The 14,516-nt window shown below is 41.0% G+C and carries 14 protein-coding genes; 6 read left to right on the top strand and 8 right to left on the bottom strand.

What is annotated here, in order from left to right:
• From proC to HY063_03075, 3 genes are read right to left on the bottom strand one after another with little or no spacing between them, the layout of a single operon-like run.
• Window positions 1-819: a pyrroline-5-carboxylate reductase gene (gene proC / locus HY063_03085; GenBank protein MBI3500755.1), complete on the bottom strand. Its 819-nt coding sequence runs from the start codon at window positions 817-819 to the stop codon at window positions 1-3.
• 32 nt (window positions 820-851) lie between these two features.
• Window positions 852-2,879 carry a urocanate hydratase gene (locus tag HY063_03080; GenBank protein ID MBI3500754.1) on the bottom strand — a complete coding sequence of 676 codons (2,028 nt, stop codon included), beginning with the start codon at window positions 2,877-2,879 and terminating at the stop codon, window positions 852-854.
• Between the two features lie 11 nt (window positions 2,880-2,890).
• Entirely contained in the window at window positions 2,891-3,079 is a 189-nt protein-coding gene (locus HY063_03075; protein ID MBI3500753.1) for a hypothetical protein, read from the bottom strand.
• Between the two features lie 26 nt (window positions 3,080-3,105).
• On the opposite strand from HY063_03075, the gene HY063_03070 reads away from it, so the two are divergent.
• Window positions 3,106-4,002, top strand: coding sequence for a 1-aminocyclopropane-1-carboxylate deaminase/D-cysteine desulfhydrase (locus tag HY063_03070; protein MBI3500752.1), 897 nt, complete (start codon window positions 3,106-3,108; stop codon window positions 4,000-4,002).
• A 77-nt stretch (window positions 4,003-4,079) separates the two neighbouring features.
• Window positions 4,080-5,030, top strand: coding sequence for a glucosaminidase domain-containing protein (locus tag HY063_03065; protein ID MBI3500751.1), 951 nt, complete (start codon window positions 4,080-4,082; stop codon window positions 5,028-5,030).
• A gap of 414 nt (window positions 5,031-5,444) precedes the next feature.
• On the opposite strand, the gene HY063_03060 is transcribed toward HY063_03065, so the two are convergent.
• From HY063_03060 to HY063_03050, 3 genes are read right to left on the bottom strand one after another with little or no spacing between them, the layout of a single operon-like run.
• On the bottom strand, window positions 5,445-5,744 hold the full coding sequence (locus HY063_03060) for a GIY-YIG nuclease family protein (GenBank protein ID MBI3500750.1): 300 nt from the start codon (window positions 5,742-5,744) through the stop codon (window positions 5,445-5,447).
• Window positions 5,745-5,767: 23 nt separating this feature from the next.
• Window positions 5,768-7,000: a hypothetical protein gene (locus tag HY063_03055; GenBank protein MBI3500749.1), complete on the bottom strand. Its 1,233-nt coding sequence runs from the start codon at window positions 6,998-7,000 to the stop codon at window positions 5,768-5,770.
• 18 nt (window positions 7,001-7,018) lie between these two features.
• A complete protein-coding gene (locus tag HY063_03050) occupies window positions 7,019-8,851 on the bottom strand; it encodes a T9SS type A sorting domain-containing protein (protein MBI3500748.1) in 1,833 nt (610 codons plus the stop codon).
• 86 nt (window positions 8,852-8,937) lie between these two features.
• On the opposite strand from HY063_03050, the gene HY063_03045 reads away from it, so the two are divergent.
• The 3 genes from HY063_03045 (at window position 8,938) to HY063_03035 (ending at window position 11,187) form a co-directional block, all read left to right on the top strand.
• Window positions 8,938-9,348 (top strand): BrxA/BrxB family bacilliredoxin, encoded by a 411-nt coding sequence (locus HY063_03045; GenBank protein ID MBI3500747.1) that lies wholly within the window; start codon window positions 8,938-8,940, stop codon window positions 9,346-9,348.
• 44 nt (window positions 9,349-9,392) lie between these two features.
• Complete coding sequence (locus HY063_03040; protein MBI3500746.1) at window positions 9,393-9,800, top strand: single-stranded DNA-binding protein; 408 nt, start codon at window positions 9,393-9,395, stop codon at window positions 9,798-9,800.
• Between the two features lie 70 nt (window positions 9,801-9,870).
• Window positions 9,871-11,187: an adenosylhomocysteinase gene (locus HY063_03035; GenBank protein ID MBI3500745.1), complete on the top strand. Its 1,317-nt coding sequence runs from the start codon at window positions 9,871-9,873 to the stop codon at window positions 11,185-11,187.
• 8 nt (window positions 11,188-11,195) lie between these two features.
• Here HY063_03035 and HY063_03030 read toward each other — a convergent pair whose 3' ends face one another.
• Together HY063_03030 and HY063_03025 are read right to left on the bottom strand one after the other, a co-directional pair.
• Window positions 11,196-12,167, bottom strand: coding sequence for a universal stress protein (locus HY063_03030; GenBank protein ID MBI3500744.1), 972 nt, complete (start codon window positions 12,165-12,167; stop codon window positions 11,196-11,198).
• A gap of 198 nt (window positions 12,168-12,365) precedes the next feature.
• Complete coding sequence (locus tag HY063_03025) at window positions 12,366-13,421, bottom strand: AI-2E family transporter (protein ID MBI3500743.1); 1,056 nt, start codon at window positions 13,419-13,421, stop codon at window positions 12,366-12,368.
• Window positions 13,422-13,460: 39 nt separating this feature from the next.
• On the opposite strand from HY063_03025, the gene HY063_03020 reads away from it, so the two are divergent.
• Window positions 13,461-14,492: a metal-dependent hydrolase gene (locus HY063_03020; GenBank protein ID MBI3500742.1), complete on the top strand. Its 1,032-nt coding sequence runs from the start codon at window positions 13,461-13,463 to the stop codon at window positions 14,490-14,492.
• The last annotated feature ends 24 nt before the right edge of the window (window positions 14,493-14,516 follow it).

Here is a 14,516-nt window from a genome sequence, read left to right as displayed (position 1 = left end):
TTAATCTTTCGGATACAACGCCCCCGCTTTCTGCTGAGAAACCCGGATTCCTTTTATGAGCGCGGAAGAAAATCCAGCATGTTCCATTTCGTTCAATCCGGCAATCGTGCAGCCTTTCGGAGAAGTTACTTTGTCAATTTCATTTTCAGGATGAGAATTGTTGACGAGAAGAAGTGAAGCCGCGCCTTTCGCAGTTTGTGCCGCCATGCGCAACGCGTCTTCCGCGTGAAAACCAATTTCCACTCCGCCTTGTGATGCAGCACGAATTGCTCTGAGGAAAAATGCAATGCCGCAAGCATTGAGAGCAGTGGCTGATGTCATCAACTCTTCATGAATTTCTATAGTGATTCCTACCGTATCAAAAATAGATTTTACCAAAGACATATTTTCTTTCGAAGCGCTGGAAGAAGCAATGCAAGTCATGGATTGCTGAATGGCAATGGCTGTATTCGGCATCGCGCGAATCACTTCTACTTGTTTTCCTAATCGTGAACTGAAATCTTTCGAAGTCACGCCCGATACAACAGAAACCAAAACATGTTTCTTCGGATCAACTGCAGGTTTTATTTCATCAAGCAGATTATTTAACTGCTGAGGTAAAACCGAAATCACAATTAATTCATTTGCTGCAACAGCAGAAGGATTTTTATCGCTCACCGTAAATCCCAGTTTAGAAATTTCTCCGAAGTGAGATTTATTTCTGCGCGTGATGGTGATTTCTTTTGCTTTGTACTTGCCCGCCTGCACCAATCCTTTCGCGAGTGACAATCCGATGTTACCTGCGCCAAGGATGGCAATTTTTGGTTTTTGATTTTTCATGGGAAGAAATTAAGAAAGTAAAAGTACAAAAATCAGAAGAGCGGATTCAGAAGAGAATCGTCCACAATATTCGGCAAAGTAACTTTCAGATTTTTGCTGCGTTTCATTTCTCTTTCTATAGCGAAGATGGCTTCTTTGTTTCTCGCCCAACTTCTTCGGGCAATTCCGTTGTTCACATCCCAGAAAAGCATCGACTTCAATCTTCGTTCAGAATCTTTAGTTCCATCAAGCACCATCCCGAAGCCACCGTTGATTACTTCTCCCCAACCCACACCTCCACCGTTGTGAAGCGAAACCCAGGTTGCTCCGCGAAAAGAATCACCAACAAAATTCTGTACCGCCATGTCAGCGGTGAATTGCGAGCCGTCATAAATATTTGCTGTTTCGCGGAAAGGAGAATCGGTTCCCGAAACATCGTGATGGTCTCTTCCTAAAACTACAGGAGCCGAAATTTTTTTCTTCTTTATTGCATCGTTGAATGCTTTGGCGATTTTTATTCTTCCTTCTGCATCGGCATATAAAATCCTTGCCTGTGAACCGACCACTAATTTATTTTTCTGCGCCTCCTGTATCCATCGGATGTTATCTGCGAGTTGCTGTTTGATTTCTTCAGGAGATTTTTTGTAAATAGTTTCTAAAACTTTTATCGCAATCTTATCCGTTGTTTCTAAATCTTTCGGATCGGCAGAAGTACAAACCCAACGAAACGGACCGAATCCAAAATCAAAACACATTGGTCCCATGATGTCCTGAACATAACTCTGATATTTGAAGCCCCCTCCTTGTCCTCCCCCATTGGGGGAGGATTTAAATACATCAGCGCCTGCTCTTCCCGCTTCTAAAAGAAAAGCATTTCCGTAATCGAAGAAATACATTCCTCGCAAAACAAGTTTATTTATTGCATTTACTTGCCGCACTAAACTTTTCTGAACTTCAATTTTAAATTGCGCAGGATTTTCAGTCATCATTTTTTTCCCGTCTTCAAAAGAAATTCCTGCGGGATAATATCCTCCCGAATATGGATTATGTAAAGATGTCTGGTCAGAACCTAATTCTATTTTTATATTTTTCTCTGCGAACTTTTCCCATAAGTCAACAATATTGCCTTGATAGGCGAGCGACACAGCTTCTTTATTATTTCTTGCAACATCAATTCTAGCTATGAGTTTATCCAAGTCAGAAAAAACTTCATCCACCCATCCTTGCGAATGACGAGTGTGTGTTGCTTTCGGATTTACTTCGGCAATCACAGCAATTGCTCCTGCAATTACGGCTGCTTTCGGCTGAGCGCCACTCATTCCGCCCAGACCGGAGGAAACAAAAACTTTTCCTGCGAGATCAGTTTCTCCTTTGGAAATTTTTCTTCCTGCATTTAGAATCGTAATCGTAGTTCCGTGCACAATTCCCTGCGGACCGATGTACATAAATGAACCTGCAGTCATCTGTCCGTATTGCGTAACGCCTAGTGCATTAAATTTTTCCCAGTCATCTTGTTTCGAATAATTCGGAATCATCATTCCGTTCGTGACAACAACGCGAGGCGCATCTTTGTGCGAAGGAAATAATCCAAGCGGATGTCCGCTGTACATTACGAGTGTTTGTTCATCCGTCATCGTTGCCAGATATTTCATCGTGAGCAAGTACTGCGCCCAGTTTTGAAACACCGCACCGTTTCCTCCATACGTAATTAGTTCGTGCGGATGTTGCGCAACTGCGTAATCCAAATTATTCGAAAGCATGTGCATGATTGCTCCCGCTTGCTTTGACTTGAACGGATATTCTGAAATCGGCCGCGCGTAAATTTTATAATCCGGACGAAAACGATACATATATATACGTCCGTATTCTTTTAACTCCTCTGCAAATTCTTTTGCAAGGACAGAATGAAATTTATTTGGAAAGTATCTCAGCGCGTTTCTTACTGCAAGTTTTTTTTCTTCTGCCGATAAAATATCTTTTCGTTTCGGAGCGTGGTTGAGCGTTACATCATACGTTTGAACTCCTGGGAGTTTATCGGGAATTCCCTGCTTAATTATTTTTTGAAATTCTTTTGTGGTCATTACGCTAATGTCTAACTTTTTTTCTTCCCTTCAACTTTCCCCGTTTTCTTATTAAAGCCATACGGACAATGCTTGCAGCCACTCATGCAGCAGATGCCGCGCTTAAGATGATATTTTTCCGTGAAGACGATATAGCCATCTTCGCTCATGTAATAATCTTCGGGGTCGAGATTTGGTTTTGAAAAATTCTCTTCAGACATCGAAACAAAATTAGGTAATTTAGAGAATGGAAATTCCTTTGCAGAAAATTTCAAATCCCGCTATAGAAAAATCAGGAATTAACCTGTTCATTCTTCGGCTGGATAAAATCCATCCAACTATTTCCGGGAACAAATGGTACAAACTGAAATACAATCTTGAAGAAGCGAAGAGACAGAAGAAAGATACGCTTCTCACTTTTGGCGGAGCATATTCCAATCACATTACAGCAACTGCTGCTGCAGGAAAAGAATTTGGATTTAAAACAATCGGAATTATTCGCGGAGATGAATTGGCCTCCCCCAACCCCTCCGAAGGAGGGGAGAAAAACCAAACTCTAAAGTTTGCTGAAGATTGTGGGATGAAATTAATTTTCGTTTCTAGAGAAGAATACAAAAACAAAAACTCTTCTGAACTAATTCACTCAATCACCTCATCACTTACTAACTTTTATCTTCTTCCCGAAGGCGGAACAAATTCTCTCGCAGTAAAAGGGTGTTCTGAAATTATTTCTCATGTTAACATTCCCTTTGATTTTGTTTGTTGCCCTATTGGAACTGGCGGAACAATAGCAGGAGTCATTTCTTCTCTCAGAAAAGATCAGAAAGCAATTGGGTTTTCGGTTTTGAAAGATGGAGGGTTTTTGAAAAATGAAATCGAAAAACTTTTAACATCCCCCTTACCCCCTTCAAAGGGGGAAATCAATACAAGCTACCACTTCGGTGGTTATGCAAAACACACACCCGAACTTTTAAAATTCATTTCTGATTTTGAAAAAGAAAATAATATTCCGCTCGAACAAGTTTACACAGGCAAGATGATGTTCGGCATTTATGATTTGATAAAGAAAAATTATTTTCCAAAGAATTCTACCGTTATCGCCATCCACACAGGTGGACTACAAGGCAAGTTGCCCCAACTCTAAAGGGAGTTAACATCGCAGTGTTTATAATGAGTTTATCGCCACTCTGATTTTCCATTCTTCCAAACTATTTTTGTTATATGAGACATTCTGCATTTTGCATTTTACTTTTAACTTTTAACTTGTCACTTTTAACTTGCTTCTCCCAGCCTGCAGAATACAAAATGACCCGTGCAGATTATGTAGAGAAATATAAAGACGCTGCAATAAAAGAAATGCTCGTGAACGGAATTCCCGCCAGCATCACGCTCGCGCAGGGACTTTTAGAATCCGATAACGGCAATAGCGCGCTCGCGATGTACGCCAATAATCACTTCGGAATAAAATGCCATGGCGATGATTGGAAAGGCGAAACCTATATTCAGGATGACGATAAAAAAGATGAATGCTTCCGCAAATACAAAGAAGTGGAAGGATCTTTCGATGACCATTCCAGTTTTCTGAAATCAAAAGGGCGCTATGCTTTTTTGTTCGAGCTGCGGAAAACAGATTACAAAGGATGGGCAGAAGGGTTGCACGAAGCCGGCTACGCCACCGATCCAAGCTATGCCGACCGTTTGATAAAACTCATAGATGATTTAAAACTGTATCAATACGACCGCATGCAGGAAATGGCAATTGACAAACACGCAAAGAAAAAAGAAGAAGCGCAAATAATAAAACCCACCACTTCAAAAATTTCTGCATCGCGAAAACTTTTCATGAACAACGGCATAAAATATATTGTGGTGGAAGATGGCGACACGTATTACAAAATTGCGTACGACCTCGACATGCGCCTCTGGCAATTGCACAACTATAACGAAACCGGAAAGCAAACCTGCCTCGAAGTGGGCAACGTGGTGTACCTGCAGCCCAAGCGCAGGCATTCGCACAAAGAAGAATTTCACACAGCACGCTTTGGCGAAACCATGTATTACATTTCCCAGTTATACGGAGTTAAAACTGCCCGCCTCTACAAACTCAATCACATGACGGACGGACAAGAACCCACCGCAGGACAGAAAATTTATTTGAAGAAGCATAAATAAAATTCCCCCTTGCAAAGGGGGCGCACACGAAGTGGCGGGGGATTTTCTTGGGCGTGCCCGCGCGAAACGCGCGGTCGGGCTTTACGCTACAATTTTTTTGAAACAAAAAAGATTTCCGCTGCAATCCCTCACGCAAACAGCCGAATGACGTGTGGGTTTTTATTTCACCCCGCGCTGAAGCACGGGGCTACTAACATTTTTCTCCTACGGAGAAAAGAAAAACCCCGCAGGGGTTTCATATTAATAGCCCCGACATTTATGTCGGGGTAAAAGAATCCTCACACAATCTCTCCCCTCTCCTTCAGGAGAGGGGTTGGGGGTGAGGCAAGGAGGGGCAGGGGTGGTAATTTAATTTCAGGAAAGCGCTTCTATACTTCGCGCGAATATCAAATACAACTTCGCGCCTCCTGGGGATTATTTATTCGAACCTTTGAATTTTGGCCATTGATTGTAGCCAATTTTGGGATCATTCGAATTATTTAGTTTAATAAATTCAACTTCTTTTTCAGATAATTCTTTCTCGCTTGCGGTTTCAGACTCCCAGAGTATTTGTTTTCTTATAGAGTAATCAAGTTTTATTTCTTTGGAAAGGTTCTCAAAATCTTTATTAATAAAATCCATATCCGGGCTTCCAAAATATCTGTGACTTCCAATACTGTCTTTCCCAATGTAAATTTTTCCAGTTGGGTATGTTATTTTATATACTTGCTTCATGTAATTGAAGATTTTAAAACGAACTATTTTCCTTTCCAAAATAAATACGCCACTAAAATCGCAGCAATCACTCCTGCAAAATCTGCAATCAAACCGCCCGCAACTGCGTAACGTGTTTTTTTAATTCCCACTGAGCCAAAGTAAAGCGCAATAATGTAAAAGGTAGTATCTGCCGAGGCGTACATGATGGAAGAAAGTTTTCCTACAAAAGAATCCACTCCGTAAGTTTTTATGGCGTCAACGGTTAATCCCTGTGTGCCGCCACCGCTCAGCGGTTTCATAAATGCAATGGGGAGCGAGGGAGTGAAATCGGTATTCAATCCGCAATAAGCAATGGCGTGGGAGATTCCGCTGATGAGATAATCCATCGCACCGCAGGCGCGGAAAACCGAAATGCCCACGAGCATGGCAACTAGGTAAGGAATAATTTTTATCACGGTGGAAAATCCATCCTTCGCGCCTTCAATGAACGCGCTGAACACATTTATTTTTTTGTACGCCCCCGCGCCAATGAACGCCACTACAATGGAGAACAAAATAATGTTTCCGCTCACGCCCGAGAACAATGTTTTTTCTGCCGGAGGAAGCGAGTAAAAAAAATAAACCACACCAGCCATGATGGCTGTGACAATGGTAAGCCATAGTAGCATTACTCCATCTAAAATTTTTTGCCAGAGCGAAACGGCAATGATTCCAATCAGCGTTGCGCAGTAAGAACAAATCAGTATCGGAACAAAAACATCGGTGGGGTCAACTGCTTTTTGCTGCGCGCGTATCGCCATAATGCTTACGGGAATCAGCGTGAAGCCGGCAGTGTTCAACACCAAAAACATAATTTGAGAATTGCTTGCCGTTTCTTTTTCGGGATTCAGTTCCTGCATGCTCTGCATGGCTTTTAATCCGAGCGGTGTGGCAGCGTTGCCCAGCCCGAGCATGTTCGCAGAAAAATTTAAAATAATTTGTCCGAATGCCGGATGGTCTTTGGGAATTTCAGGAAACAATCTTCTGAAGAACGGACCGATAATTCGCGAAAGAAAATTTATCGCGCCTGCTTGTTCTCCGATTTTCATCAGTCCCATCCACAATGTGAGTGCGCCTGTTAGTCCGAGTGAAACTTCAAAAGCAGTTCTTGCGGAAGAAAAAGTTCCGTCCACAATTTTTCCGAATACTTCGGTATCGCCAAAGAAAATAAGTTTGATAAGTCCGACAACGAAAGCAATCAGAAAAAAGGCAACCCAAATATAATTAAGAATCATTTTAGCAAAGATAATTTCCTAATGCTGGATAATTATTTTGCTTGTGAAATGTTTTCCACCGGAATTTGTTTGCAGGAAATAAATTCCGTTTGGCTGAGAAGACAAATCAATTGTAAGTCCTCCCCCTGCACCCCCTCCGGAGGGGGACAAAGAATAAATTTTTTCTCCCATTACATTATAGATTTCCAAACTTGAGACTTGAGACTTGAGGATTGAGACTTGGAACTTTCCTTCGGATGGATTAGGAAAATTTTTTATTTCATCTTCTGAAATTTCATTGATGCCCGTTGGCGTGCAAGCAGAAAGCGTTCCGCCCAAATCTAAAAAGTTCTGGTAGAACGATTGGTAAAACATATTCGCAATGGAATCATCGTGAATAATTAACATGTTCTCGTCATTTTTTGTTTCCGCAGAATTTGTCCAGTTATAAGTTCCGGTCACAACCAGCGGGTCAGAAAGAGAATTGCACGGGTCTGCAATTAAAAATTTATTGTGATACAACGTGGGCGTGTTCGAAAAAATTTTCAGATTGCTTCCCATCATGGGCTGAAGTGTTGTGTATGGGGAGTAAGTTTGGCTCCACGCATCCATGATTCCCGCTGTGTAAATTCCTTTTTGAATTCTGCTCTTAATGGAATCGGCAGTGGTGTTGTAATTGAAAGCATAAATTCCAAAATACAAATCATTGTCTGCGCTTTTGATGGAAGAAAGAAGATGCGAAGCTGCACTGTCGGTCGGACGGAAATATACTTCCACTTTTTTTCCGCCAACATAAAAAACATGAAACGTATTATTTGTTTTGTACGGACCAAACTTTGAAAGTATTGTATCGGGAGCAAGCGCGGTTCCTCCCCACATTTCATTGAACTCGGTTGTGTAAGCATTCGCAATATTTTTATCCTGAATGATGACATAATTATTCACATCGTTGTAAAACTGCTGGTAGTTCCAGTTGCTCGAAGCCGTCCACACAATTGCATCTTTCTGATTCGGGGAGTTTACATCAACTACCATAAACTTATCATGCATGATGCCGTAATTTCCCGAAGTGGGACTTGCAAGAGTTTTAATATTTGCATTCAACTGAGCCAGCCCGCTGTTGGTCGAAGAGCCATCGTATATCCAACGTATTTTTACTCCGCGGCTATACGCATTATTTATCGCACCAGAAATATTTGCAATGCTTGGAGATTGGGAATAATTATAAACGGCAACATCAATAGAATATTTCGCGCTGTCAATATATCGCACAAGCGTATCGTCAATGGTTTGATTTAAGTAAATCGCATTTGCTCCTGTGGAAACAGAAGTATTCACCGGGTGATTGAAATAAACTTTTATCCATCCACCGGAAGCAAGCGTGCTGTCACGAAGCAAAGCAAAATCATCAAACGCAAGATTGCCTGCCGATTTTGTATAGGTGAAACGAAGTTCAATGGAAGAATTTTTTACCGGCAAACGAAAAGTTGTTCCGGTGGTTGGAATCGGAATTATTTTTGAAATGCTACTCCACGAAATGCTGTCGGAAGTTTCTTCCACCGTAAGAAAACTCAGCGTGTCGGTTGCCGAACCTTTCAGCCAGAACAAAACCGAATCGGCATTTGAAAATTTTGGCGTGATGATTCTTGCTGCGGTCGCTCCGAACTTGTATGAGTTTGGTCCGCTGTTTCCTGAAAAAGTGGAGGAAGTATAATTTCCGTTGTAGGAAAAATTCCATCCTGCGGGAACGGTGGCGGATGTGCCAAGATAGTTTGTAAAATTTTCCTGAAGAATTATTGTGGTTTGTGCCTCGCTTAAAGAAAAGAAAAATAAAAAATGTATAACAAAATAAATCTTTCTACAGATTTTCATAGGTGTAAATTTAATATTAAAAGAGTACTTATCAAGATTTTTTTCTAACTTTAACTAAACTTTTAACCAGTAACTTAAATTAAAATATGTATCCCGAAGCAATCACAAAACCAATGAAAGCCGAACTCACGAACGTTGGCTTTGAAGATTTAACAACTCCTGACGCAGTTGATAAAGCCGTTAGTTCAAAAGGAACTGTATTAATCATGGTAAACTCCGTATGCGGATGTGCCGCAGGTGCTGCGCGCCCCGGAGTGAAACTTGCCATTCACGGAAATAAAAAACCGGATAAACTCACCACCGTTTTCGCGGGCGTTGATACCGAAGCCACCGCGCGGGCGCGAAAATATTTTTTGCCCTATCCGCCATCGTCACCATCTATTGCACTTTTTAAGGATGGAAAACTCGTTCACTTCATCGAGCGCCATCACATCGAAGGAAGAAGCGCTGACATGATTGCAGAAAATTTGAAAATGGCTTTTGAGCAGTATTGTTAAATGATTTTCTGATTTTATTATCTTCGCCTCCTAAATTTTACAACATGAAAAAAATTCAAATCATCGGCAATGTAACTAAAGATGCAGAGGTTCGCGCATTCGAAGGCGGACGCAGCGTCATCAACTTTGATGTGGCGGTGAACGAGCGCTTCAAAGACCGCAACGGACAAAAACAGGAGCGCACTACTTACGTACGCTGCGCCATGTGGAGAGAGGTTACAACAATCGCACAATACATCACTAAAGGAACAAAAGTTTTTGTAGAAGGTTCGCCCGATGCCGATGCCTACATTAATAAGGAAGGAAAAGCAGTAGGTAATTTAAAAATTAATGTGCGCGAGTTTGAATTCCTCGGCTCGGCAAAAAAATCTGAAGGAGGAAGTGCAGATTCTTCATCGCAATCTTCCGAAGATATTCTGACTCCTTCTGCGAATGATGACCTTCCGTTCTAAAAAAGTGATTCGTAAAATTTGTAACAAGATTCGTAAATTCGTTACCAGGAAATATTAAAAACAAATCTCAATGAAAACTATCGTGGAAAAATTCATCAAGCATAAAGTGAAAGATATTTCCCTCGCAGCATGGGGAAGAAAAGAAATTCAATTGGCGGAAGTTGAAATGCCCGGGTTGATGGCGCTCCGCGAAGAGTATGGAAAACAAAAACCCTTGAAAGGCGCGCGCATCGCGGGATGTTTACACATGACGATTCAAACCGCGGTGCTGATTGAAACGCTGAAAGAATTGGGTGCGGAAGTTACCTGGAGTTCCTGCAATATTTTTTCTACGCAAGATCACGCTGCTGCTGCGATTGCCGCTGCAGGAATTTCTGTGTATGCATGGAAAGGAATGAACGCGGAAGAATTCGACTGGTGCATTGAGCAAACTTTATTTTTTGGAGAAGGGAGAAAACCGCTCAACATGATTCTGGATGACGGTGGCGATCTGACAAATATGGTTTTTGATAAATATCCTGAACTCATCAAAGGAGTGAAAGGATTATCTGAGGAAACCACAACAGGCGTTCACCGTTTGTATGAGCGCATGGAAAAAGGAACGCTTCCTATTCCCGCCATCAATGTGAATGATTCAGTTACTAAGTCAAAGTTCGATAACAAGTACGGCTGCCGCGAATCTTTAGTGGATGCTATTCGCAGAGCAACTGATTTAATGCTCGCAGGAAAAGTAGCAGTGGTTGCAGGATTCGGTGATGTTGGAAAAGGTTCTGCAGAATCTTTGAAGGAAACAAAAGTGCGCGTGATTGTTACAGAGATTGATCCTATCTGCGCACTGCAAGCCGCGATGGAAGGATACGAAGTGAAAAAAATGGATGACGCTGTGAAGGAAGCCGACATTGTTGTAACCGCAACAGGAAATTATAATATCATTTCAGAAAGACATTTCAAATCCATGAAGCACAATACGGTTGTGTGCAACATCGGTCACTTTGATAATGAGATTGACATGGCGTGGCTGAATAAAAATTACGGAAAGACAAAAGTTGAAATTAAACCGCAGGTGGATAAATATACAATTGACGGAAAAGATATTATTGTTCTTGCTGAAGGCCGATTAGTAAATCTCGGCTGCGCAATGGGTCATCCGAGTTTTGTAATGAGTAATTCGTTCACGAATCAAACGCTGGCGCAATTAGAACTCTGGACAAATTCTTCCAAATACGAAAACAAAGTTTATACTTTGCCCAAAGCGCTTGACGAAAAAGTGGCCCGACTTCACCTGAAAAAAATCGGTGTGGAGTTAGACACACTCAGCGATGTGCAGGCAAAATATATTGGCGTGAAAAAGGAAGGCCCGTTCAAGCCGGATTATTACAGGTATTGATTCCATCTTTATAAAGCAGGAATGTGTCCTGAAAAAAGTGTTTCTGAAATTTTAGTTTCTTCCAGCGTTTCCTCGGCATTAATTTTTTTGCCCGATTGCATTTTTTTCAGTTGCTTCTTGTGAAAATTTATTGTAAGCACCGGCAGAGGAGAATGATTTACCACATCTTCGGCAACACTTCCTCTGAAAAACAGGGCAAGCCCATGCCTTCCGTGCGTGCCGAGTGTAATCAAATCGGCATTTACTGCATCCGCAAAATATCGTATGCCCGCTTCTTTTATCTGGTGATAATAAAAATGAGTTGAAATATTTTTTTCATTGCCGGATACAAATTTACTGAGCATTTTTTTCATTTCACCTCGCTTTGCCGAATTGGGCGCAGAAGATATTTTCACCAAGTGAACTTCCGCATTAAAAATTTCAGCAAAGTTTTTTATAGAAGGGAAAATCAAATTTGTTTCTTCTGAAAAGTCCGTGGCAAACACAATTGTTTTTATTTCCGGCTTCACATGTCCTTCTTTTACGGAGAGCACCGGAATTTCTACATCGCGCACCACATGCTCGGCATTACTGCCAAGAAAAATCTCATTCAAGCCGCTGGTGCCATGCGTACCCATCACAATCATATCGGCATTATTTTTTTTTGCCGAAGCATTTACACGCGTGCCAATATTTCCTGTTTCAATGGAATCCATCATGGAAATTTTTTTGCATTGCGGTAAATTCATCAAGGCATTCATTTTTCTTCTCACCGATCTTAAAAGCTCCAGCATTAGCGGAACTTCTTCTGTTAATCTTTCTGCCGTCTGTTGTCGTTTCATCCATAATTCCCCCTCACGTACAGGCGAATCAATTTGAAAAACATTCAACACGTGAAGAAGAATAATTCTTGAATTTGTTTTTTCAGCAAGGTAGCATGCATAATTCAATGCATACAGCGCACATTCGGAAAAATCGGTTGGAACCAATATCGTTTTCATATAATTTAATTTTTTCTTCTTTAAAGATACGGCTTAAAAATTTTATTTCAAAATGATTTCCATAATTTCTTCGTTAAATTTTTTCGATGAATGGTATAAAATAGTTGTTGCATGGCAATTATGTTGCCGAAAAGGCAAATACTCATGAAATACTTCAAGAAAAATTAATTTTTTGTTTTTGAGCAGGAACTTGTGGCGTTACTGAATTTTTTTCTTTGCTAAAAATTCTTTTGCAAACACACGCAGGATTGTATAGGAAGGAACTGCCAGAATCATTCCGCCAATTCCCCCGATGGCAGCGCCTACAAGAATTACGAGGAAAATTTCCACCGGATGCGCTTTCACCGAACTGGAATAAATTAACGGCTGAAGAAAAAAAGCATCGGAAAGATTTACGGCCGGAAACACAATCAGAATTTTTACAATCACAGAAAGCATACTCATATCGGGATTTGTCGTAAGTCCGATGAACAATGCAAACGCACAGCCGATGAGCGGACCAACATACGGAATCACATTCATTAGTCCCGCAAAGAGTGCAATCAGCATTGCATGGCGTATTCCGCAAGCCCATAGCCCGATGGAAAGAAAAGTGATGACGAGCAAAACTTCGAGAAGAACTCCGATGAAATATCTTTTCAATAAACTTTCCGAATCATGCCAAACCCTTTTTACTTTTTCAGAATAACTTGAAGGAACAAGTGAAAACAAGGTGGGAATAATTAATTCTTCATCGCGCAAAAAGAAAAAAGTTAAAAAGGAAATGGCAAAAACAGCTATGAAAAAATCTCCAAGTGTTCCAATCAGTTGGTTTACAAACAAAGAAAGATTCGTCACGCTGAGAAGGGGAATTAATTTTTCCTGAATATATGCCTGTAGATTTATTCCTTCAGCATCTATGTTAAAACTTTTCAGCGCCCGCTCAATTCCGTCAATCGGTTTCTGAAGCGATAAAAGGATAGTGTCTCTATCCAATGAAGAAATTATTTTTGTTTCTTCCGCTATAAGCGGAATAAAAAATATAGCGAGCAGAAAAAAAACAAGAAACAACGTGAGAAATGCCAGCGCTGCGCTGAGCGTAGGAGAGAGTTTGAATTTTCCGAAACGAAGATGTTTCGTATAGAATCTGTCTATGGGTTGCCCGATAAGAGAAAGAATTCCCGCTATGATAATATAAATAAAAATGGTTTTAAAATACCAAACTATTAACCCGGCAACGAGCGTTATCAGAATTCCCCAAAAGTATTTTTTCATTTCCATAAATTCTACTGGCGAAATTACGAACTTTGCCCGATGGATACGCTCTCACATACGGTTCTTGGCGCCTGCATAGGCGAAGCAATGCTCGGAAAAAAAATTGGCAAGAAGGCAATGCTCTGGGGCGCACTTGCCAACAATCTTCCCGATATAGATGTTTTCTTCACTCCGCTTTTTAATCCGGAGGATGCGCTGTTTATTCATAGGGGAATTACACATTCATTTTTATTTGCGATTCTTCTCGCGCCAATTCTCGGATGGATTTTTTCAAGATCTTGCAGGTTTTCAAAACCTGAAAGGCCTGAATTTCGCGAGTGGACTTTATTTTTTCTCATCGCACTCATCGCCCATCCTCTTCTTGATTCCTGCACGCTTTACGGAACAGGAATCTTCGAGCCGTTCAGCCATTACCGCGCGCAGTTCACTTCTCTTTTCATAGTGGAACCGCTTTACACGCTTCCGCTGCTGATTGGATTTATTGCTATTCTCATTCTGAAAAAAGATTCTTTGAAAAGAAAATTCTGGGCGAAGTTCGGATTATATCTCAGCACAATTTATCTTTTGTTTTCCATCAGCAATAAACTTTATGTAGAAAAAATTTTTTCTGATTCATTGCGAAAACAAAATCATAACTTCACCGAACTTTATTCTTCTCCCACTCCGCTGAATAATATTTTATGGGATGTTTTCGCAAAAGACACAAACGGATATTGGTTCGGATTTTATTCCCACTTCGACAAAACAAAAGACGTAGAGTTTTCTTTCATTCCGAGAAACGATTCGCTTGCGGGAGATTTACTTCCGAATGAAGCCGTGCAAAAACTCATCCGCTTTTCACGCGGCTATTATTGCTTTACGCGCTGCGATGATGAACTTCGCTTCAACGATTTGCGTTTTGCTTTCTCCGGAGAATTTTCCTGTAATGCTGACCGGAAAAATTTTGTTTTCTCTTTCGCGCTGAAAAAAAATCCTTCCGCTCCCTATGGAATTGAAGTCAAACGCAGTTCGTGGGGGACTTCTCGCTTTATGGGTTTCTCAAAACTTGTTGAAAGGATAAAAGGAGTTTAACTTAAAATTTCGTATCTTCGTTCT

Source organism: Bacteroidota bacterium (assembly GCA_016195025.1).
In the GTDB taxonomy this organism is placed as follows: domain Bacteria; phylum Bacteroidota; class Bacteroidia; order Palsa-948; family Palsa-948; genus Palsa-948.
The sequence above is the reverse complement of the archived record's forward strand: the minus strand, read 5'-3'. Positions and strand labels throughout refer to the sequence as shown.